Source organism: Microbacterium sp. STRO-1N, assembly GCF_057748015.1.
In genome coordinates this window covers 3,177,743-3,198,462 of record NZ_CM173234.1, presented here as the reverse complement: position 1 = coordinate 3,198,462, position 20,720 = coordinate 3,177,743, and the positions used below count along the sequence as shown (strand labels likewise).

The following is a 20,720-nucleotide window of genomic DNA, read 5'->3' as shown; positions in this document are numbered from 1 at the left end:
CGTCAGATCTCGGAATCGGGCACGAGGTCGTCGCCGTAGCCCAGAGCTACGGCGACCCTCGGCGCCGCGGCGACGACCCGCGGCAGCCCGACGTCGCTGATCAGGCCCTCCAGCACACCGACGATCTCGTGCAGGGTCACACCGGCGGCGACGGCATCGTCCACGGCCGAGCGCATGGAAGCCGCCGGCGCGTTGTTCGCGGTGAGCGCCGCGATCCGAACCAGCGCCACCGTGTGTTTATCGAGGGCATCGGACCAGTCGGGGCCTTCGCCTGCGCCTGCGACCTGGTCGTCGACGCAGAGGCGTCTCAGCCGTTCGACAGCATCCACGGGTGCCTCCTCCTCGGTCCGCAGGGTGGGCGGATCCGTCTGCCTCCAGTGCACCGCGAGCGGGCGTCGGGCGCACCATGCGATTCGCGTGATCCGATCCGGGCCCGTTCACACGAATCGCATGATGCGAGCGATTCGACCCGGTGGATACCGTGACGCATGGGTCGCCGCTCGGCGTCCCGTTGAACGCTCGGAAAGGGCTCCGTCATGGGTATCTTCGACTTCCTGCTGTGGATGCTGTGGATCTATCTCGTCATCCTCTGCGTCTGGACCTTCATCTGGATCTTCATGGACGTCTTCCGTGACAGCTCGCTGAGCGGCTGGGGCAAGGCCGGATGGGTGATCCTGCTGATCGTGCTGCCGTTCCTCGGCGCGCTCATCTATCTGATCGCGCGCGGCGGGTCGATGGCGAAGCGCCAGGCCGCCGACGTGCAGGCCGCAGCCCAGGCGAACGCGGACTACGTCCGCAGCGTGGCCGGCACCTCCGTGTCGCCCACCGCCGAGATCGAGCGGGCGCAGAGTCTGCTGTCCTCCGGGGCGATCTCGCAGTCCGAGTACGACGCACTGAAGGCCAAGGCGCTCGCCGCCTGATCGGAATCGAGACACATCATGGATGATCTGGAATTCGGACCCGTCGAGTTCGTCCTCGCAGGCTTTGTCGGAGAAGCACCCGACCCTGCGGTGATCGAAGCGATCGCGCAACTGGTTGACGCGGGAACCGTGCGCCTCATCGATCTGCTGCACGTCTCGCGGGACGCGGAAGGCACCGTCCGGTGGCTCGAGGTCGACGACGCCGGCATCGAACTGGGCAGCATCGATCTCGCGGCGTCCGGGCTCGTCGCGCACGAGGACGTCGAGGAACTGGCCGAAGGACTGGAGCCGGGGAACTCGGCACTGCTGTTGGCCGTCGAACTGCTGTGGGCGAAGCACCTCGCTTCCGCCGTGGCGGCGGCCGGCGGTCGGGTCGTCGACTCGGCTCGCATTCCCGCGCCGATCGTGAATGCCGTTGTCGCCGAAGCCGTCGGCGTCTGAGGAAGGGACGAGAACATGCCTCTCATGGGACGAATGGGCCGACCGGGTCTGATCGGGATGGCGGCGCGGACGGCCGTCATGGCAGGGACGGCGACCGCGGTCAGCGGGAACGTCGCCAGGCGACAGCAGCGCCGCGCCGAGGAGAAGTACGAGCAGCACCAGTACGAGGTGCAGCAGGAGGCCGCTGCGATGGCACCGCCCGCCCCGCAGTACGCCGCACCGGCACCGGCCGCACCCGCCGCACCGGCGGACGGCGGCTCCGACGTGGTCGCGCAGTTGCAGCAACTGGCGACGCTGAAGACGCAGGGCGTGCTCAGCGACGCCGAGTTCGAGGCTGCCAAGGCGAAGCTGCTCGGCTGATCCGCCGCGGCGCAGGAAGCAAAGCAAGGAGACGACATGACCAAGGACACCCGGACGATCGCGGGAGCAGCGCTTCCGCCCAGCAGGACGCTTCCCTTCCCGCCGAAGGCATCGGGGAGTTTCGCCGGGCGTACGCTCGCCGAGTCGACCTATGCGCCGCTTCCGCCGCAGAGCCACCTCGGTGAGGATGCTCCCAACATCCTCGTGATCCTCATCGACGATGCGGGGCCCGCACTGCCGGCCCCGCTCGGCGGTGCGGTCGCCACGCCGACGCTCGAGCGCATCCGCAACGAGGGGCTCGGGTTCAACAGGTTCCACACCACGGCGATGTGCTCGCCGACGCGTGCCTCGTTGCTGACGGGGCGCAATCACCACCGTGTCGGCTCGGGACAGATCGCCGAGCTGGCCAACGACTGGGACGGCTATTCCGGCCACATCCCGAAGTCGAGCGCGACGATCGCCGAGGTGCTGCGCAATTACGGCTACTCGACCGGCGCGTGGGGCAAGTGGCACAATACCCCTGCCGAAGAGACGACGGTCGCCGGCCCCTATGACCGGTGGCCGACGGGGTACGGCTTCGAGTACTTCTACGGCTTTCTCGCCGGCGAGGCGTCGCAGTACGAGCCCAACCTCGTGCGCAACACCACCTCGGTCCTGCCGCCCAAGACGCCGGAGGAGGGCTATCACCTCAGCGAGGACATCGCCGACGACGCGATCGGATGGCTCCACAACCACAAGGCGCTCTCGCCGGACAAGCCGTTCTTCATGTACTGGGCCACCGGCGCGATTCACGGCCCGCACCACATCATGAAGGAGTGGGCGGACAAGTACAAAGGCGCGTTCGACGACGGCTGGGATGCCTACCGCGAGAAGGCGCTCGAAGGCGCCAAGGCGGCAGGGTGGGTGCCGCAGGATGCCCAGCTCACACCGCGCCCGGACAATCTGCAGGGCTGGGATGAGATCCCCGAGGATCAGAAGCCTTTCCAAGCGCGTCTGATGGAGGTGTGCGCCGGTTTCGGCGAGCACGCCGACGTGCAGGCTGGACGGTTGGTGGACACGCTTGAGGAGCTGGGCTACGCCGAGAACACGCTCGTCGTGTACATCTGGGGCGACAACGGCTCTTCGGGTGAAGGCCAGAACGGCACGATCAGTGAACTGCTCGCGCAGAACATGATCCCGACCACGATCGATCAGCACATCGCAGCCTTGGATGAGCTCGGTGGCCTCGACGCGCTGGGCACGCCGGCGACGGACAACCAGTACCACGCGGGCTGGGCCTGGGCCGGATCGACGCCGTACCAGGGCATGAAGCTCATGGCTTCGCACCTCGGCGGCACACGAAACCCGATGTTCCTGCGGTGGCCGGAGCGCATCGCCCACGACCCGGAACCGCGCACGCAGTTCCACCACGTGATCGATCTGGCCCCGACGATCTACGAGATCCTTGGCATCTCCGCGCCCGAGTCCGTCAACGGCATCCATCAGGATCCGATCGACGGGACCAGCTTCGTCTACGCGGTCGAAGACGGCGCGGCCGAAGGGCGCCACCGCACGCAGTACTTCGAGATCATGGCCAGTCGCTCGATCTACTCCGACGGCTGGATGGCGTCGTCCACCGGGCCGCGTTTGCCGTGGGTTCCCGGCGCCCCTCCTGGTATCGCAACCTGGACGCCCGACCACGACACGTGGGAGCTCTACCACCTCGACGAGGACTGGAGCCAGGCGAACGATCTCGCGCTCGCGCATCCAGAGAAGCTCGCAGAACTGAAGGAGCTGTTCGCGATCGAGGCGGCCAAGAACGAGGTGCTCCCGGTCGGTGCCGGTCTGTGGGTGCCGGTGTACCACCCCGAGTACCGCATCTCGGTGCCGTACACCGAGTGGGACATGACGGGGGACACCGTTCGGGTGCCGGAGTTCTGCGCCCCGGCGCTCGGCAACAAGCCGAATGTCGTCACGCTGCAGGCGACTCTCCCCGAGCGGGCGAACGGCGTGCTGTACAAGCTCGGCGGAGCGGGAGGTGGGCTCACCTGCTTCCTCGTCGACGGCGTGCTCACATACGAGTACAACCTGTTCCTCGTGCAGCGCACGACGATCGCGTCGTCCGCGCCACTGCCTGCCGGCGACGTGACGATCGAGATCGACACGACCTACATCGAACCGCGACCGGGCGGACCATTGTCGGTGACCCTGCGCGTCGACGGTGCAGAGGTGGGCTCCGGGACCGTCCCGGTCAGTGCTCCGCTGCTGTTCTCGGCGAACGACTGCCTCGACATCGGGCGAGCGTACGGCGGCGCGGTCTCGCGCGCATACGCCGACCGGATGCCGTTCGCGTTCGAGGGCACGATCGGAAAGGTGCACATCGCATACAGCAGTTGACCGAGGGCAACGGTTGCTGTTTGGCAACTAAAGGTGTATGGTTGACGCAGATCAACTTTCCTATGCAGGAGCAGACACCGTGACCTCCACACCTTCCTCCCCGCCCGAGCAGACGCGCTCGGCCCGCGAGGTCTTCACCGCGATCTCCGGCCTCGTCGTCGGAATGTTCGTCGCCGTGCTCTCGGGCACGGTCGTGTCGACCTCGATGCCCGTCATCATCGCCGACCTCGGCGGTACCCAGGCCCAGTACACCTGGGTCATCACCGCGAGCCTGCTGGCCACCGCGGTGTCCACCCCGATCTGGGGCAAGCTCGCCGACCTCATGGATCGCAAGATCCTCGTCCAGATCGCGCTCATCCTGTTCACGGTCGGCACCGTGATCGCCGGCTTCTCGACCGACACCAACATGCTCATCGCGGTCCGTGTGGTCCAGGGCATCGGCGTCGGCGGTCTGATGTCGCTCGTCATGATCGCGGTCGCCCTCATCATCTCGCCGCGCGAACGCGGCAAGTACATGGGCGTCGTCGGCGGCATCATGGCGCTCGGCACGATCGGCGGCCCGCTGCTCGGAGGACTCCTCACCGACGCGTGGGGATGGCGCTCCAACTTCTTCGTCGGCGTCCCGTTCGCGATCATCGCGCTCATCCTGCTGCAGTTCACGCTGCACCTGCCGAAGCCGGCGAAGGCCAAGGTCTCGATCGACTACTTCGGCATCGTCCTGCTCGCCGTCGGCGTCTCGACCCTGCTGATTTGGGTCTCGATGGGCGGCAGCCAGTTCGAGTGGGACTCCGCCACGAGCATCGCGCTGATCGTCGGTGCCGGCGTTGCGCTCGCCGCCTTCATCGCGGTCGAGTTCTTCGTCAAGGAACCGATCGTGCCGATGTCGCTGTTCCGCAACCGCACCTTCACGCTGTCGGTTCTCGCCTCGATCGCCATCGGCGTCTCGATGTTCGCCACCTCGGTGTTCCTTGCGCAGTACTTCCAGCTCGCGCGCGGCGCGACGCCGACCGAGTCCGGCCTGATGACCATCCCGATGATCGTCGGGCAGATGGGCGCATCGATCATCATCGGCCAGTTGGTGAGCCGCTTCGGCAAGTGGAAGGCCTGGATGGTCTTCGGCTCCATCTTGTCGGTGATCGGCGTCAGCCTGATGGCGACGCTGCGCTACGACACCCCGTTCACGCTCGTCGCGATCTACATGTTCGTCCTCGGCGCAGGCCTCGGCATGGTCATGCAGAACCTCACCCTGATCGTGCAGAACGACACTCCGCCGACACAGCTCGGCGCGGCGTCCTCCAACGTCAACTTCTTCCGCACGATCGCGGGCACCATCGGCGTCACGATCATGGGCTCGATCCTGTCGACCAGCGTCGGCGATTACATCGCCGACGATCTCAAGGGCTTCACGCCGACCTCGCAGGAGGAGATCGACGCGCTCACGCACCTCGCCTCGGGTGACGTCCCGAAGATGAACGAGCTCCCGGACACGATCCGCACGATTGTCGAGTCCGCGTACGGTCTGGGCATCGCGGATGCCTTCATGATCGCCATCCCGCTCGCCGTCCTCGGCGTCATCGCGATCGCGTTCATCAAGAACAAGCCGCTGTCCACGAAGACCGCCGCCGAGCAGCTGCGCGAGCAGGCGGAGGAATCGGTGATCGAGATCGCCGAGGCCGAGGTGGCCGCATCCCTCAACACGACCGGAGCCATCCGGATCGACGGAACGCAGCCTTCGACCGGTTCCGTGGCAGTGATCGAGCGCGAAGACGAGGAGCGGAGGCGCTGACATGGCCGCCGCCGACACCGCAGCACAGGTCGACACGGACGACGCGCTCGCGGAGTTCCAGGGGCACCTGAACCTGATCTTCGCGAGGGCGCGCTCGCTCTGGAAGGAATCCGCGGCCCGGATTCACCCGGAGCTGCAGCCGGCGGGGTACAAGCTGCTGGCCTCCATCGCCAGGGCGGGCAGCACCAACGCGCATCAACTCGCCGAGCAGTTCGAGATGGACAAGTCCGTCGTCAGCCGCCAGGTGCGGATGCTGGAGGAGCTCGATCTCATCGAGTCCCGCCCTGATGAGAACGACGGGCGGCTGCGCGTGCTGACCGCGACGCCGACCGCATGCGCCGCTCTCGCGGATGTGCGCGGCGACCATGCGCAGCGGCTGCGCGCGAGCATCACCGGGCTCACGCAGGACGAGGTCCGCACGGCGTCGAAGGTGTTCCGTCTCCTCGCCGAGGCGTGACCGCGGCATCCGATGGGCGAAAGGGCAATAACGCACAGTGCACATGCGCGCGACTGTGCGTTATTGCCCTTTCGCGTGGCGGACGGCCTCAGCGTACGCTCGTACACTGGCCTGTATGAGTGATCTGCCCGCCGCGGGCCCCGAACTCGACCAGGCGGTCGCCCGCGTCGAGCACGAGCTGGGCCGGCTGTTCGCCCGCATCCGCGTCAGCTGGCGCGAGGCGGCGGTGACCGTGCATCCGGACCTCCAGCCGCTGGGCTACCAGGTGCTGACGTCGATCGCGAGCGGCAAGGCGACTTCGGCGGGCGAGATCATCGAGCGCCTGCAGACAGACAAGTCCGCGGTGAGCAGACAGGTGCGCCAGCTCGAGGAGCTCGGGCTCGTCGAGAGCGTACCGTCGCCGGCCGACCGGCGGGCGCGGGTGCTCGTCGCGACAGACCTCGCGCAGGAGCGCATCGCCGTGGCCCGAGCCCGCTACGAGGAGCGCATCGGCGAGCGGCTGCGCTCCTGGACCGCAGCCGACCTCGACCACTTCGCCGACCTGCTCAACGCGCTCGGCGGCTGACACCTCAGGCGCGCGGCAGGACGGTCAGTACGCGTTCGACGTGGTCGCGGAACTCCTGCATGTAGTTCGTGAGGAACTCCTTCGTGCTGTCGACCAGTACATCGCCGTCGTCGCCGAAGATCTCGGGCGAGAAGTGGATGTAGGCCTCGGGGGACGTCATCTGACGGGCGTTGCAGAAGCTCAGCACGGCCCGCAGGCTCTGCTGCGCCAGGGCGGTGCCGATCGTGCCGATCGAGGCGCCGATGACGCCGGCCGGGATGTGGTCGAACGAGTTCTGGCCCCACGGCCGCGACGCCCAGTCGATCGCATTCTTGAGCGCGCCGGGGATCGAGCGGTTGTACTCCGGGGTGACGAACAGCACGGCATCCGATGCGGCGATGGCATCCTTCAGCGCGAGCGCTGACGTCGGGTAGTCCTCGTCGAGATCGCGGTTGTAGAGCGGAAGGTCGCCGATCGGGATCTCGGAGAACTCCAGGTCGTCCGGCGCGAGACGGATGAGCGCCTTCGACAGCGTGCGGTTGATGGATTCTTTCGACAGGCTTCCGACGAAGTAACCGACCTTGTATGTGACCATGACGAACCCTCCTGCGGGTGTGGCGAATGCGGATCTGAGCACCAGCATGCTCCGGATGACCCGTCGACGAAAGAGGGTCAGGTCGTGATCGGCACGTACAGGACGAGTTCGAGATCGGGGAACTCGCTCGGCGCGACGCCGTGCTGCTCGTAGGTCATGAGTCCGGCGAGCGGATGCTGGAACGACCGCTCGCGCGACACGAATCCTTCGACATCGCGCTCCTGCCAGATCCGCGCGAACTCGGGCGAAGCAGCACTCACCCGTGCGACGATGCCGTCCTCGCGCGGGGCGCTGATCCAGCGCCGCGCGTCGGCTCGGAACTCCCCGACGAAGCGACGGCTCTGCTGCTCCCAGTCCGGCAGCAGCCGCCGGAGCTCCTGATCGGTGAACAGCAACCAGAGCAGGTTGCGATCCTCGGCATCCAGGCTCTCGATCCGCGGGTACAGGTGCGCGTAGGCGATGTTCCAGCCGATGATCGTCCAGTCCGCAGCCAGCAGGAAGGCCGGGAACGCGAACGACTCCAGCAGCCGCCGCAGGCGCTCAGGGGCGCGCACGGTCGCGGCGGCCGGCGCACTGATCTCGCCGTGCCCGCCGAGCGTGAGCAGGTACGTCATCTCCACCGGGCGGAGGCCGAACAGCCGCCCCAGTGCCTCGAGCACCTGTCGGGACGGATTGATGTCGCGCGCCTGTTCCAGCCAGGTGTACCAGGTGACGCTGAGCCCGGCGAGGGTGGCGACCTCCTCACGGCGCAGTCCCTGCAGTCGGCCGCGCGGAGCATCAGGGAGTCCGAGCGCCGTGCGATCGGCACGGGCCCGTCGGTCGCGCAGGAAGGCGGCCAGCTCTTCGCGGCGTCGACGCTCGGCATCCAATGCGGTCTCCTTCGGGTGGTAGTACCACTACTAGTATCACCGCCGTCTGGCGAGCCGGGCGAACCTGTGGCGGAATGGTTCCATGCCCGCACTCCGCTCTCGCACCATCACCCACGGCCGCAACATGGCCGGCGCCCGCGCACTGCTGCGCGCCGCCGGCGTGAACGGCGCCGACCTCGGCCGCAAGCCGATCATCGCCGTCGCCAACAGCTTCACCGAGTTCGTCCCCGGCCACACGCACCTCCAGCCGGTCGGCCGCATCGTGTCGGACGCGATCTCGGCGGCCGGGGGCATCCCGCGCGAGTTCAACACGATCGCGGTCGACGACGGCATCGCCATGGGGCACGGCGGGATGCTGTACTCGCTGCCGTCACGCGACCTGATCGCCGACTCGGTCGAGTACATGGTCAACGCGCACTGCGCCGACGCGCTGGTCTGCATCTCGAACTGCGACAAGATCACCCCCGGCATGCTCATGGCCGCCCTGCGCCTGAACATCCCGACCGTGTTCGTCTCGGGCGGGCCGATGGAGTCCGGTCGCGCGACGCTGGTCGACGGGTCGATCCGCACGCTCGACCTCGTCGACGCGATCTCGGATGCCGTGAACGAGAACATCTCGGATGCCGACATCCAGCGCATCGAAGAGGAAGCATGCCCGACCTGCGGGTCGTGCTCCGGCATGTTCACCGCCAACTCGATGAACTGCCTCACGGAGGCGATCGGACTGTCGCTCCCTGGCAACGGCTCGGTGCTCGCCACCCACACCGCGCGCAAGGCGCTGTACGAGGACGCCGGATCGCTGGTCGTCGACATCACGCGCAAGTACTACGACGAAGACGACGCGTCGGTTCTGCCGCGCAGCATCGCCACACCAGAGGCGTTCGGCAACGCCATGGCGCTGGACATCGCGATGGGCGGATCGACCAACACGATCCTGCACCTGCTCGCCGCAGCCCACGAGGCGGGCGTGCAGTTCGGACTCGACGAGATCGACGCCGTGTCGCGCCGCGTGCCGTGCCTGGCCAAGGTCGCGCCCAACGTCGCGGGCGGTGGCAAGACCTACTACATGGAGGACGTCCACCGCGCCGGCGGCGTCCCCGCGATCCTCGGCGAACTGCGCCGCGGTGGCCTGCTCGACGAGAACGTGCACACGGTGCACTCCGCAACCATGGGGGAGTGGCTGGACTCCTGGGACATCCGCAGCGGGTCCGCCGCCGACGAGGCGTTCGAGCTGTGGCACGCGGCTCCTGCCGGCATCCGCTCGTCGAAGGCGTTCTCTCAGTCCTCCCGCTGGGAGGAGCTGGATCTGGATGCCGCCGGCGGCTGCATCCGCTCCGTCGAGCACGCGTACTCGCAGGACGGCGGCCTGGCGGTTCTCCGAGGCAACGTCGCCGTGGACGGTGCCGTGGTGAAGACCGCCGGCGTCGACCCGTCGATCTGGACCTTCTCCGGCCCCGCCGTGGTGTGCGAATCGCAGGACGAGGCCGTGGCGAAGATCCTCGCCAAGGAGGTCGCCGAGGGCGACGTCGTCGTCATCCGCTACGAGGGCCCGAAGGGCGGGCCAGGCATGCAGGAGATGCTGTACCCGACGTCGTTCCTGAAGGGCCGCGGCCTCGGCAAGAAGTGCGCGCTGATCACCGACGGCCGCTTCTCCGGCGGCACGTCGGGGCTGTCGATCGGGCACGTCTCACCGGAGGCGGCGTCCGGCGGGGTCATCGCCCTCGTCGAGGACGGCGACATCATCACGATCGACATCCCCACCCGAGGCATCACGCTCGAGGTGGCCGAGGAGGAGCTGGAATCGCGTCGCCGTCGACTGATCGACGCCGGCGGCTACCGGCCCCGCGACCGTGAGCGCGTGGTGTCGCCGGCGCTGCGCGCGTACGCCGCGATGGCGTTGTCGGCTGACAAGGGCGCCGTCCGCGACGTCGACCGCGTCGAGCGCGCGCTGCGCGAGCAGGAGGCCCGCGAGGCGGAAGCCGTGCTCGCGGTCTGAGCGCGCAGTGACGCGATGAGTTGTGGATGCCGAGGCTTCCGCGTTACTCTCACGATGTGTCCCTGACCTGTCGTTGTTGTCGCTGAGCCTTCCGCTCTCCTTCATCGACCCCAGATCAACCAGCGCCGCTCTGCGCGCACTCCCGTCAGGAAACCACCCGTGCGTTACGCCAACCACATCGCCGAACTCGTCGGCTACACCCCGCTCGTCCGCCTGAACTCGGTGGCGGCCGGCACCAGTGCCACCGTGCTCGCGAAGGTCGAGTACTTCAACCCCGGCGGATCCGCGAAGGATCGCATCGCGGCATCCATCATCAACGCGGCCGAACGCGACGGACATCTGAAGCCCGGCGGAACCATCGTCGAGGCCACGAGCGGCAACACCGGGGTCGGGCTCGCTCTGATTGCACTGCAGCGCGGATACCGGATGGTGTTCGTCGTGCCGGACAAGTTCGATGGACCCAAGGTCGCGACTCTGCGCGCATACGGCGCCGAGGTCGTCGTCACTCCGACGAGCGTCGAGCCGAGCGATCCGCGGTCGTACTACAGCGTGGCCGCACGGCTCGCCGCCGAGATCCCCGGCGCGTTCAACCCGAACCAGTTCGCGAACCAGAACGGGCCGCAGGGGCACTTCGAGACGACCGGTCCCGAGATCTGGGCGGACACCGATGGGAAGGTCACCCACTTCGTCGCCGGAATCGGCACGGGCGGCACCATCAGTGGCACCGGTCGCTACCTCAAGCAGGCGAGCGCGGGGCGGGTGCAGGTCATCGGCGCGGATCCGGAAGGATCGATCTACTCGGGCGGACCGATCCACGGCTACCTGGTCGAGGGCGTCGGTGAGGACTTCCTGCCTGAGACCTTCGACGGATCGGTCGTCGACTCCTACGAGCGCGTGGCGGATGCCGAGTCGTTCGCGATGACCCGCCGCCTGGCAGCCGAGGAGGGTCTGCTCGTCGGCGGATCGAGCGGCATGGCCGTCGTCGCGGCGCTGCGTGCCGCGGCATCCCTGAGCGAGGACGACGTCGTCGTCGTCCTGCTGCCGGACCATGGCCGCGGATATCTCGACAAGCTGTACGACGACGCCTGGCTGGCCGAGCGCGGATTCTCGGTGCCGGAGCGCCGGAGCTCCGCCGCGGTGGCGGACGCGAACTGACCCTCACGCGCGGAACCCGGTGGGATATCGTCGGGGACATGGCAGCCGCGACGACGCTCTCCCAAAGTCCGAAGCGCGAAGCATTCGGCTCGCGCAATGTGTTCATCCTCTCCGCCATCGGCTCGGCGGTCGGACTCGGCAACATCTGGCGATTCCCGTACGTCGCGTACGAGGGCGGCGGCGGGGCATTCCTCATCCCGTATCTGTGCGCGCTGCTGACCGCCGGCATCCCGCTGCTGTTCTTCGACTACGCGATCGGGCACCGCTTCCGCGGATCGGCGCCCCTCGCCTTCCGTCGGATGCATCGTGCGGCCGAGCCGCTCGGGTGGTGGCAGGTGCTCATCAGCGTCGTCATCGCGCTGTACTACGCCGTCATCATCGCGTGGGCCGCCATGTACACCTGGTTCTCGGCGCAGCTGAGCTGGGGTGCGGGCAACGAGGAGGCGTTCTTCGGAACGGAGTTCCTGCAATCGGAGGACGTCGCCGAGGTCGGTGTCTCGACGACGTTCGTCCCGCAGGTCGGCATCCCGCTCGCGGTGGTGTGGGTCGTGGTGATCGTGATCATGGCGCTGGGCGTCAAGCGCGGCATCGGCGCGGCGAACACGGTCCTGATGCCGCTGCTGACGCTGATGTTCGCGGCGCTCGTCGTGCAGTCGCTGTTCCTGCCCGGCGCGATCGACGGGCTGAACGCGTTCTTCACGCCGAACTGGGAGGCGCTCGCCGACCCGGCCGTCTGGGCGTCTGCCTACGGGCACATCTTCTTCTCGCTGTCGGTGGCGTTCGGCATCATGGTGACCTACGCGTCGTACCTCAAGCGCAAGACGGACCTCACCGGATCCGGCCTCGTGGTGGCATTCGCGAACTCCGGCTTCGAGATCCTCGCGGGAATCGGCGTGTTCGCCGCGCTCGGTTTCATGGCGCAGGCGCAGGGCGTCGAGGTGTCGGGTGTCGCGGCCTCCGGGATCGGCCTCGCGTTCGTCGCGTTCCCGACGATCGTGTCGCAGGCGGCGGGCGGGACGATCATCGGCGTTCTCTTCTTCGGCGCGCTGACCTTCGCGGGGGTGACTTCGCTCATCTCGGTCATCGAGGTGATCGTCGCCGCGCTCCAGGACAAGCTCGGCTGGCGGCGGGTGCGGACGACGCTGACGGTGTCGATCCCGCTGGCTATCGTCTCGATCGCGCTGTTCTCGACGACGACGGCACTGATCGTGCTCGACACGACGGATGCTTTCGTCAACGCGTTCGGGATCATGGCCGTCGCGCTCGTCGCCGTCGTGGTGGTGGCATGGGTGCTGCATCAGCTGCCGCGCCTGCAGGACCACCTCAACTCGCGGTCGAGCTTCCGCGTCGGGCTGCTGTGGCGTCTGCTCGTGGCCGCGCTCGCGCCGATCGTCCTGGGCTACCTCTTCGTCACCGGGCTCATCGAGAAGATCTCCGAACCGTACGGCGGCTACCCTGTCTGGTTCGTCGGCGTCTTCGGATGGGGGATGGTGATCGCGCTCGTGGTGTTCGCCGTCCTGCTCTCGGTCGTGCCCTGGAGCAAGCGCTCGCACGCCAAGGACGACCCCGATTACGACGCCTTCCTCGCGGATGAGCACTACGATCCGAATCCGGAGACCGCGGCCATGCATCTGGGCGCACAGGAGAAGGGAGCGGGCGCATGACCACGACGGCCATCATCATGATGATCATCGCGATGGTCACGGTCTGGGGCGGTCTCGTCGCGGCGATCGTGAACCTGGCGCGGCACCCCGAGGTCGCCGACGACGAGCCGGAGGCTCCGCCGGTCGAGCTCTGACGCCCGACCGGCGGTGCGATTCAGTCCGTCTGGACGAGGATCTTCGCCCCGGCGCCGCCCCGCAGGGCGTGGATCGCGTCGACGACCCCCTCGAGGGGAACTTCCTGCACCCAGCCGGTCGTGTCGTACACGCCGCGGGACATGGCGTCGATGACCGCGTCGAAGTCCTCGGGAAGGTATGCCAGCGCCCCGGCGATCTCGGTCTCGCCCATCACCAGCTGCGTGGGCAGGAACTCCATGGGGCGCTCATGGATGGCGACGACGACCACGCGGCCGCCCGGCGTCAGGCTCGCCAGAGCGGAAGTGATCGCGGGACCGGCACCGGCGGCGTCGAAAGCCGCGTCCACCCCCGCCCCATCCGTGAGGTGGGCGACGGCCGCCGAGAGGTCCTCGTTCACCGGATCGACGACCGTCGCACCGAGCGCGGCGATGATGGCGCGACGCTCGGCGCTGGGCTCTGAGACGAGAACGCGCTCGACGCCGCGGGCCTTGAGGGCGAACCAGACGCCGATCCCGATGGGGCCGGCGCCGGCGATGAGCGCCGTCTGCCCGGCCTCGAGGCGTCCACGGGAGACGGCGTGCCAGGCGACGGACATCGGCTCGACGAGAGCTCCCATCCGCAGGTCGACGTTCTCGGGGAGCACGTGCAGCTTCGACGCATCCACCGTCGTGAACGCCGCCATGCCGCCGCCGTTCGAGCTCAGCCCGTGGAAGCCGATCTTCTGGCACGCATTGAACATGCCTATGCGGCACGCCGGGCACTCGCCGCAGTAGTAGATCGGCCAGACCGCCGCGCGGTCGCCAACCTTCACGTCCGTGACGCCCTCGCCGAGCTCGACCACCGTGCCGGAGAACTCGTGACCGAGGATCTGCGGCAGGGTCGAGCCGGTCACTGGATGGGGGTGATCGAAGTCGAGACCGGCCGCCTCGGGGGAGTAGTACACGTGCAGGTCGGACCCGCAGATGCCGGCGAATGCGTTGCGCAGCTTGACCTGGCCGGGGCCGGGGGTCGGCTCAGTGACCTCCTCGACGCGGAGATCCTCCTGCGCGTGGAACACTGCTGCCTTCATGATTCCTTCTTTCTGTCACGTGGCGGCTTCAGCGCAGCCACCACTCCGGTGAGGCCGCGAGGATCACCTCGACGGCCCGGTCGATGTCGTCCTCGCCGGACGACAGCCAGACTTCGATCGCGCCGATCGTGCCAGCGGTCGCATAGGCGGTCGCCATGCGCACGCCGGTGGGATCGCCGGCGATGCGGGACGGCACGATGTGCGGGTGCATGCGCACCCAGGTCTCCAGGCCCTCGCGGATCGCGCGCTCCAGCATGCTGCGAACAGGCGCGGCCAGTACCGGATGCATGGCGGCGCGGTAGACATCGGCATACTGCTGAACGTGCGCCAGGAGCGCTCGTTCCGCTTCGCCGATGCCGTCTCGTTCCGGCAGCTGCGTGATCACGGCATCCAGCTCCGCAGCGAGTGCGTCGGAGAGGAGTGCGACGGGATCCGTCGCGTGACGATAGAAGGTGTCTCGGGTGATGCCGGCCTCACGACAGACCGCGGCGACGCTGATCTCGTTGATCGGCGTCCGGGCGGCGAGGGTGAGAACGGCTGCGCGCAGCTTCTCCCGCGAGCGTCGCGACCGTGCGTCCATGTCTCCATTATATGCGACATGTGTCAGATAAAGGCGTAGCCTCGAAGGTGCAAGCGACGCCGGAGTCGGCTCGCGGAGAGGGAACAATGAGTGGATTCGAGAACAGCGTCGCCGTGGTCACGGGCGGAGTGTCCGGCATCGGTGCGGCCATCACCCAGCGCCTCGTGGACCGTGGTGCCCAGGTGCTCGTGGCGGACATCAACGCGGATGCCGTCGCGGCGGCAACCGACGCCTTCGGGCCGAGCGTCGCAGGTCACCGCGCCGATGTCACCGATGAGTCGTCGATGGAGGCGCTCTTCGCCGCCGCCGTCGAGCGGTTCGGGACGATCGATGCGGTCTACAACGTCGCGGGCGGATCGAAGCCCGGTGCGATCGTGGACATGGATCTGGCGACCTGGGACTTCAACATCAAGCTCAACCTGTACGGCGCCTTCCTCGGCACGAAGCTCGGAGCGAAGCAGTTCCTGACCGAGGGTAAAGCGGGGGCGATCGTCAACATCGCCTCGCTCAACTCTCAGGTCCCTATGCACTTCGGGGCGGGGTACTCGACGGCCAAAGCCGGCGTCGTGATGCTCACGAAGAATGCGGCGCTCGAGTTGGGCGAGAAGGGCATCCGCGTCAACGCGGTTTCCCCGGGGCTCGTCTCGACGCCGCTCACGGGCGGACTGCTGAGGCTCGACGGCGTGATGGATGCCTACCTCGACCGCATCCCTGCGAAGCGGCCGGCCGGCCCGGACGAGATCGCCGGTGTCGCGCTCTTCCTCGCATCGCCGGATGCGTCATACGTGAACGGCGAGAACATCGTCGTGGACGGAGCATGGGCGACGACGGGCTATCCGGACCTGCGCCCGTTCATGGCCTGAGGGGTGCCGACGGATCCGCGGGCTCCGCCACGGGCCGGCGGATCCCGATCCAGGACACGACGCCGCCGACGGCGAACAGCGCGGCGGTGACCCACGCGGCGTTGTGGAATCCGTTCAGATCGAGCGCGCCGCCGACGATGGTCGAGAGCATCGCGACCACGAGCAACCCGGCCACGCGTGAGATGGCATTGTTGATCGCCGACGCGATGCCGCTGCGGCGCTCGTCGATGGCGCCGAGGATGGCGGCGGTGAGCGGGGCGACGGTGAGCGACAGTCCTATGCCGAGCACGATCATCGCCGGCAGCACCTGCCACCAGTAGTCGAAGTCGGCGGACACGGTCAGCAGCAGCAGAGCGCCCACGGCCATGATCAGAGGACCGACCGTCATGAAGATGCGCGGACCCCAGCGCCCGGCCCACGCTCCGGCGCGGGCGCTCAGCAGGATCATCAGGATCGTGATGGGCAGGCTCGCGAGCCCGGCAGCGGTCGCGCTGAGGCCGGCGCCCTGCTGCAGGTACACCCCGATCACGAATCCGTTCAGCGACAGAGCGGCGTAGACGAAGAGCGTCGCCAGGTTGCCCCAGCCGAAGTTGCGGATGCGGAACAGCGACAGCGGCATCATCGATCTCTCGGTGCGCTGGCGCAGCAGGAACGCCACGAGGAACAGGATGCCGAGGGCACCGGGTATCCAGATCGCAGGCGAGGTCCAGCCGAGGTTCGGCTGCTCGATGAGGGCGAAGACGACTCCGGCGAGGCCTGCCGCGCACAGCGCGCCGCTGAGCCAGTCCACGCGGATGTCGCGGGGATGCTCCGGCAGTCGGAGTCGGGTGAGCAGGACCAGCGTGACGGCGATCGGGATCACGTTGATGAGGAACACGAACCGCCAGGACAGGAAGTCGACGAACAGTCCGCCCAGCAGCGGGCCGACCAGCTGGGCAGAGGTCGTGAACGCCGTCCACACACCGATCCCTCTGGCCTGTACTTCGCCGCGCATCGTCGCCGTGATGAGGGCGAGAGAGCTGGGAACCAGCAGGGCTCCGGCGGCGCCCTGCGCCGCACGGGCGATGATGAGCATGACAGGGTCGAACGCGAGTCCGACGGCGACCGATGAGATGCCGAACGCGATGAGTCCGATGCGCATCACGAACACGCGACCATAGGCATCCGACACGGAGCCGGCCAGCAGGATCAGTGCACTCAACGTGATGAGGTAGGCGTCGACGGCCCACTGCTGCGTGGTGATGCCGCCGCCGAGTTCCTCGCTGATCGCCGGCAGCGCGACCGTCACGACCGTGCCGTCGAGGAAGGTCACGAACGAGGCGAGCACCGCGATGGAGATCACCAGTCGCTGCGTGCCGGAGAGGGATGCCGAGGTCACACGCAGAGACTACGCCCGGCGGGGGACACCGAGTCGGTTCGGGGGATCATCCGTCGTTCGCGAATCGGCGGAGCAGGAGGTCGGATCCGGGGCCTGGCTCATCGTGCACGCAGTAGTAGCCGAGGTCGTAGCCGGCACGGATGATGTCGTCGTGCGCCTCGGTCAGGAGTACGCGCGTTCGGCCGGGATGGTTGTTCAGAGCGGTCGGATCCTCGAAGGTGTAGACCCTCCAGGTCGAGCCGATGGTGAACCGGCCGAGGGAATCCGCGGCGATGATGTCCGCGATCGTCGTCTCGACGCCGGTCCCGCCGGTCCCGCCGGTCCCGCCGGTCTCGACCGTGACGACGACGAGCTCGTAGGTCGGCACTTCGCTGTCCCCTTCCGGCTCGGGATTGACGATCGAGCGACCCGTGACCGTCGCGGTCCGGGGCGTGCGGTCGAGAGCGGGGAGCGTCCTGCTGAAGCCGATGTCGAGGAGCAGGGGCGCGGAGAAGCATCCGGCCACGAGCCCGACGATCAGTTGCTCCTGCCAGGAAGCGCGGGGTTCGCGGAAGAACCCGAGCGCGACCCACGCGAGCAGCACGCAGACGATGATCCAGACGACGCGCTTCAGATTGCGGTCGGACTCCCGCCGCTGCACCGCGGATTTCACCGCGCGCTCCTGCGCTCGGCCTTCCTGCGGACCTGAGCGCGGATCTTCCGCAGATCGGCGGCCGGCGGGACGGTCGTGACATACTTTCGGCTCGCGCCGTCGTCATCCGGGTCCCGAGGGTCTGAGAGGAGCACCCACTCGTGCTCGAGGAAGCCTCCGACGGAGCCGAACCCCGAGATCGTCCCGAGGTACAGGCCACCGGCACCCCTCGGCCCGAACAGTTCGGCTGACGTGATCGGTGCACGCTCCTGCAGCGGTCCGAACTCCAGTTCGCCCTGGACGTCGGACTGCGACAGCCAGTCATGGAGTGCGCGGAAGACCTCGGCCGCCTTCTCTACCGGGAGCCGATGATCGATCGCGATGAAGGTCAGCCACGCGCCGCCTTCGCCGTCCGTGGACTTGTACGGCGACGGATGAATCGAGTGCGCGATCCCGTGCGCGTAGATCCACTCCGCATCCCTGCGGGCCTCCGGAGCGGCGACCCAGAGGCGCAAGGCGAGCACGGCGACGGCGCCGAGCAACCAGATGACGATGCCGACCCAGACGATCCAGTAGCTCCAGGGGCCGGCTTGGACGCTCTCTCCGAAGACCGTGCCGCTCCAGCCGATGCCCGTCGGGTTCGTGATCGCCCCGTGGATCATGACCCCGAGGGCGGCGAGGGGCAGACACGCCCAGAAGATCGGCGCGTAGTAGAACTCGGTGCGATCGAAGCCGCCCGGATCCTCCCAGCGGGCGACCTCATCCACCGACTCGGGGCGCGGCACTCTCCCCGGCCGCACGAAGGTCGGCAGGCGGGTCGTCGCGGCCTGCGTCCACACCGTAGACGGATCGCCCGGCCACACGGTCTGCGGGGTATCGGAGTGCATCGTCGCTCCCTCGGTCGAGGTCTGAGCGACCAGGATGCCACCGGGGCGGAACTACCGATCACAGAAGACCGGGGCATCCCCCGGATTCCCCATCGACTCACACCGCCTCCGGGTCTACTCTGGCGTCAGGCGGGTCCCCTGCCCGCTTCTCACCGGCGAGAGCCGCAACGACGAGCGAGGTGCGAGATGGATTCGATGATGATGGGCGCCATGTCCGAGGACATGATGTCGATGCCAGGCATGCCGACGATGGACATGGCCGTCATGCAGGCGTGTATGGATGCCTGTTCGGCCTGCGAGCAGGCCTGCACTGTCTGTTCGACGCAGATGATGGACTGCTCGACGGCGTGCATGAACTGCGCCGACATGTGCAACACGATGATGCGCTCCATGATGCGCATGCAGGGCATGACCGTGGCGAGCATGGAGGCGATGCTCGACGCCTGCATCGCCATGTGCCGGATGTGCATGGATGCCTGCATGCAGCACGCCGAGCACAGCGAGGTCTGCAAGATGTGCGCTCAGTCGTGCCAGGCCTGCATGGACGCGTGCATGGCCATGAAGAACATGATGATGGCGGCGGCCTGAGGGGTTTCGAGGCGGCGGCGTTTCGACTCGCTGCGCTCGCTCAACGAGCGAACGGGGCGACGTTGAACTGCGTGCGTCCGACGGCGAGCACGTGGTAGCGGCGGTGCAGTGCCACCGGCGTGCCGACGCCGGCTTCGAGCGCGGCACCGGAACCGTTCCACAGGGTGTGCGCCGCGCCATCGAGGTCGCGCACGACCAGGGCGCCGGCCACGGCATCCGCCGCTTCGACGATCCCGTCGACCCACTCGGCCGGCGTCGCCGATGCGAGCCGAGCCTGGATCAGATGCAGAGCATGCCCCGGCGCGAACGAGGAGCAGACGTCACCGTGGTCGCACATGCACGCCGCACGCTCACGCACCTGAAGGGGCGAGAAGGCGGGCTGCGAGCTGGACACGATGATCTCCTGACGGTCGGGATGTTCCAGCAAGAGTAGGACGGGGCCGCTGTGGACGGAAGCGGCCCCGACACGCGCCGAAACAAACCGGCTCAGTGCGGCGCGTGGGCCTCCAGAGCCTCGGCCAGCGCATCGCGCACCGCCACGACGGCGGCGCTGTCGCGCGACGACGCCCTGGTCGCCGCGAAGATCTCGCGCACGGGCGAGCCGGGCAGCTCGAGCAGCCGCACACTGGCGCGTCCGCCTGTCCACACGAGGTCGGGCAGCATCGCGACCGCATGCCCCGCGGCGACCAGCCGGGCGTGAGCGACCAGGTCGGTCGCCTCGAACCGCACATCCGGCTCGAATCCCGCCGCGCGGCACTGCTGCACGGCCCACCGCCGCACGGCCGCGCCCTGCGGCTCGAGCACCCAGGCCCGATCGCGCAGGTCCGCCAGCTCGACGGCCGCATCACCGCGCGACACGGCCAGCCGGATCGGATCGCGACCGAGCAGCGTCCGCTCGATCCCCTCGCTCACTGGGCGCGTATGACCGGGGTACTGCTCGGCCACCACGAGGTCGAATGCCCGCGCCTGCAGTTCGAAAAGGGCGGTCTCGGGCGCCAGCTCGCGCATCTCGACCCGCAGCTCCGGCATCCGCTTCGCCAGGATCGTGAGGGCGGCCGGAACGAGAGCCTCCGCAGCCGTCGGCATGACCGCGATGCGCACGCGTGCCGGGGTGTTCTGCGAAGTCGACAGCTCAGCGCGCGCCGCTTCGTCCAGTTCGAGCGCCCGCGCGGCGTGCGCGGCGAGCACCCTGCCCTGCGCGGTCAGCCGGACGCGCCGCCCGTCGGGTTCGAGGAGCGCGACTCCGGCCTCGCGCTCGAGCTGGGCGAGTTGCTGTGACACCGTCGACGCGCTGTACCCCAGCGACGTCGCGACCTCGGCGATCGTGCCCCGCAGAGCCAGTTCATGCAGCAGCCGCAGGCGTCTCAGCTCGAACACGGCACCTCCCGAGAAGCATCGATGAATACGAACAGTATCCATCGTAAAC

The 20,720-nt window shown here is 68.1% G+C and carries 24 protein-coding genes; 13 read left to right on the top strand and 11 right to left on the bottom strand.

Annotated features, from left to right (window positions below; genetic code table 11):
* Positions 1-2: 2 nt before the first annotated feature.
* Complete coding sequence (locus tag AC3ANJ_RS15640; protein ID WP_488317087.1) at positions 3-329, bottom strand: carboxymuconolactone decarboxylase family protein; 327 nt, start codon at positions 327-329, stop codon at positions 3-5.
* A 207-nt stretch (positions 330-536) separates the two neighbouring features.
* Between AC3ANJ_RS15640 and AC3ANJ_RS15635 the strand changes: the two genes are divergently transcribed.
* The 7 genes from AC3ANJ_RS15635 (at position 537) to AC3ANJ_RS15605 (ending at position 6,905) form a co-directional block, all read left to right on the top strand.
* Positions 537-920 carry a PLDc N-terminal domain-containing protein gene (locus tag AC3ANJ_RS15635; protein ID WP_488317086.1) on the top strand — a complete coding sequence of 128 codons (384 nt, stop codon included), beginning with the start codon at positions 537-539 and terminating at the stop codon, positions 918-920.
* A gap of 18 nt (positions 921-938) precedes the next feature.
* Positions 939-1,361 (top strand): DUF6325 family protein, encoded by a 423-nt coding sequence (locus AC3ANJ_RS15630; protein ID WP_488317085.1) that lies wholly within the window; start codon positions 939-941, stop codon positions 1,359-1,361.
* A gap of 15 nt (positions 1,362-1,376) precedes the next feature.
* Positions 1,377-1,721 (top strand): SHOCT domain-containing protein, encoded by a 345-nt coding sequence (locus tag AC3ANJ_RS15625; RefSeq protein WP_488317084.1) that lies wholly within the window; start codon positions 1,377-1,379, stop codon positions 1,719-1,721.
* A gap of 36 nt (positions 1,722-1,757) precedes the next feature.
* Positions 1,758-4,097, top strand: a complete 2,340-nt coding sequence (locus AC3ANJ_RS15620) for an arylsulfatase (protein WP_488317083.1) — start codon at positions 1,758-1,760, stop codon at positions 4,095-4,097.
* A gap of 37 nt (positions 4,098-4,134) precedes the next feature.
* Entirely contained in the window at positions 4,135-5,883 is a 1,749-nt protein-coding gene (locus tag AC3ANJ_RS15615) for a DHA2 family efflux MFS transporter permease subunit (protein WP_488317082.1), read from the top strand.
* Position 5,884: 1 nt separating this feature from the next.
* Complete coding sequence (locus tag AC3ANJ_RS15610) at positions 5,885-6,340, top strand: MarR family winged helix-turn-helix transcriptional regulator (protein ID WP_488317081.1); 456 nt, start codon at positions 5,885-5,887, stop codon at positions 6,338-6,340.
* Positions 6,341-6,455: 115 nt separating this feature from the next.
* Positions 6,456-6,905 carry a MarR family winged helix-turn-helix transcriptional regulator gene (locus AC3ANJ_RS15605; RefSeq protein ID WP_406249017.1) on the top strand — a complete coding sequence of 150 codons (450 nt, stop codon included), beginning with the start codon at positions 6,456-6,458 and terminating at the stop codon, positions 6,903-6,905.
* 4 nt (positions 6,906-6,909) lie between these two features.
* Here AC3ANJ_RS15605 and AC3ANJ_RS15600 read toward each other — a convergent pair whose 3' ends face one another.
* On the bottom strand, positions 6,910-7,479 hold the full coding sequence (locus AC3ANJ_RS15600) for an NADPH-dependent FMN reductase (protein ID WP_488317080.1): 570 nt from the start codon (positions 7,477-7,479) through the stop codon (positions 6,910-6,912).
* Between the two features lie 77 nt (positions 7,480-7,556).
* Complete coding sequence (locus tag AC3ANJ_RS15595; RefSeq protein ID WP_488317079.1) at positions 7,557-8,348, bottom strand: helix-turn-helix transcriptional regulator; 792 nt, start codon at positions 8,346-8,348, stop codon at positions 7,557-7,559.
* 82 nt (positions 8,349-8,430) lie between these two features.
* On the opposite strand from AC3ANJ_RS15595, the gene ilvD reads away from it, so the two are divergent.
* The 4 genes from ilvD (at position 8,431) to AC3ANJ_RS15575 (ending at position 13,297) form a co-directional block, all read left to right on the top strand.
* Positions 8,431-10,344, top strand: a complete 1,914-nt coding sequence (ilvD, locus tag AC3ANJ_RS15590; RefSeq protein ID WP_488317078.1) for a dihydroxy-acid dehydratase — start codon at positions 8,431-8,433, stop codon at positions 10,342-10,344.
* 159 nt (positions 10,345-10,503) lie between these two features.
* A complete protein-coding gene (locus AC3ANJ_RS15585) occupies positions 10,504-11,499 on the top strand; it encodes a pyridoxal-phosphate dependent enzyme (protein WP_488317077.1) in 996 nt (331 codons plus the stop codon).
* A 38-nt stretch (positions 11,500-11,537) separates the two neighbouring features.
* Positions 11,538-13,163, top strand: coding sequence for a sodium-dependent transporter (locus AC3ANJ_RS15580; protein ID WP_488317076.1), 1,626 nt, complete (start codon positions 11,538-11,540; stop codon positions 13,161-13,163).
* The gene (locus AC3ANJ_RS15575) at positions 13,160-13,297 is read left to right on the top strand and encodes a methionine/alanine import family NSS transporter small subunit (protein ID WP_488317075.1); all 138 of its coding nucleotides are present in this window, start codon (positions 13,160-13,162) and stop codon (positions 13,295-13,297) included. Before AC3ANJ_RS15580 ends, AC3ANJ_RS15575 begins: the two co-directional genes overlap by 4 nt.
* A gap of 20 nt (positions 13,298-13,317) precedes the next feature.
* Here the strand turns inward: AC3ANJ_RS15575 and AC3ANJ_RS15570 are convergent, their stop codons facing one another.
* Both AC3ANJ_RS15570 and AC3ANJ_RS15565 read right to left on the bottom strand, forming a co-directional pair.
* Positions 13,318-14,367 carry a 2,3-butanediol dehydrogenase gene (locus AC3ANJ_RS15570; protein WP_488317074.1) on the bottom strand — a complete coding sequence of 350 codons (1,050 nt, stop codon included), beginning with the start codon at positions 14,365-14,367 and terminating at the stop codon, positions 13,318-13,320.
* Positions 14,368-14,395: 28 nt separating this feature from the next.
* A complete protein-coding gene (locus AC3ANJ_RS15565) occupies positions 14,396-14,947 on the bottom strand; it encodes a TetR/AcrR family transcriptional regulator (RefSeq protein ID WP_488317073.1) in 552 nt (183 codons plus the stop codon).
* 86 nt (positions 14,948-15,033) lie between these two features.
* Here AC3ANJ_RS15565 and AC3ANJ_RS15560 point away from each other — a divergent pair, with 86 nt between their 5' ends.
* Positions 15,034-15,810 carry an SDR family NAD(P)-dependent oxidoreductase gene (locus AC3ANJ_RS15560; RefSeq protein ID WP_488317072.1) on the top strand — a complete coding sequence of 259 codons (777 nt, stop codon included), beginning with the start codon at positions 15,034-15,036 and terminating at the stop codon, positions 15,808-15,810.
* Here the strand turns inward: AC3ANJ_RS15560 and AC3ANJ_RS15555 are convergent.
* The 4 genes from AC3ANJ_RS15555 to AC3ANJ_RS15540 form a co-directional block, all read right to left on the bottom strand.
* Positions 15,800-17,188 (bottom strand): MFS transporter, encoded by a 1,389-nt coding sequence (locus tag AC3ANJ_RS15555; RefSeq protein ID WP_488317071.1) that lies wholly within the window; start codon positions 17,186-17,188, stop codon positions 15,800-15,802. The genes AC3ANJ_RS15560 and AC3ANJ_RS15555 overlap by 11 nt on opposite strands.
* Positions 17,189-17,234: 46 nt before the next feature.
* Positions 17,235-17,840 carry a hypothetical protein gene (locus AC3ANJ_RS15550; protein ID WP_488317070.1) on the bottom strand — a complete coding sequence of 202 codons (606 nt, stop codon included), beginning with the start codon at positions 17,838-17,840 and terminating at the stop codon, positions 17,235-17,237.
* Positions 17,837-18,706 carry a hypothetical protein gene (locus AC3ANJ_RS15545; protein ID WP_488317069.1) on the bottom strand — a complete coding sequence of 290 codons (870 nt, stop codon included), beginning with the start codon at positions 18,704-18,706 and terminating at the stop codon, positions 17,837-17,839. The genes AC3ANJ_RS15550 and AC3ANJ_RS15545 overlap by 4 nt, the downstream gene beginning before the upstream one ends.
* Positions 18,707-18,855: 149 nt before the next feature.
* Positions 18,856-19,098, bottom strand: a complete 243-nt coding sequence (locus AC3ANJ_RS15540) for a hypothetical protein (protein WP_488319328.1) — start codon at positions 19,096-19,098, stop codon at positions 18,856-18,858.
* Here AC3ANJ_RS15540 and AC3ANJ_RS15535 point away from each other — a divergent pair.
* Positions 18,983-19,294: a four-helix bundle copper-binding protein gene (locus AC3ANJ_RS15535; RefSeq protein ID WP_488319293.1), complete on the top strand. Its 312-nt coding sequence runs from the start codon at positions 18,983-18,985 to the stop codon at positions 19,292-19,294. The genes AC3ANJ_RS15540 and AC3ANJ_RS15535 overlap by 116 nt on opposite strands.
* A 40-nt stretch (positions 19,295-19,334) precedes the next feature.
* Here AC3ANJ_RS15535 and AC3ANJ_RS15530 read toward each other — a convergent pair whose 3' ends face one another.
* Both AC3ANJ_RS15530 and AC3ANJ_RS15525 read right to left on the bottom strand, forming a co-directional pair.
* Entirely contained in the window at positions 19,335-19,688 is a 354-nt protein-coding gene (locus tag AC3ANJ_RS15530; protein WP_488317068.1) for a hypothetical protein, read from the bottom strand.
* 92 nt (positions 19,689-19,780) lie between these two features.
* Positions 19,781-20,671, bottom strand: coding sequence for a LysR substrate-binding domain-containing protein (locus tag AC3ANJ_RS15525; protein ID WP_488317067.1), 891 nt, complete (start codon positions 20,669-20,671; stop codon positions 19,781-19,783).
* Positions 20,672-20,720 lie beyond the last annotated feature (49 nt).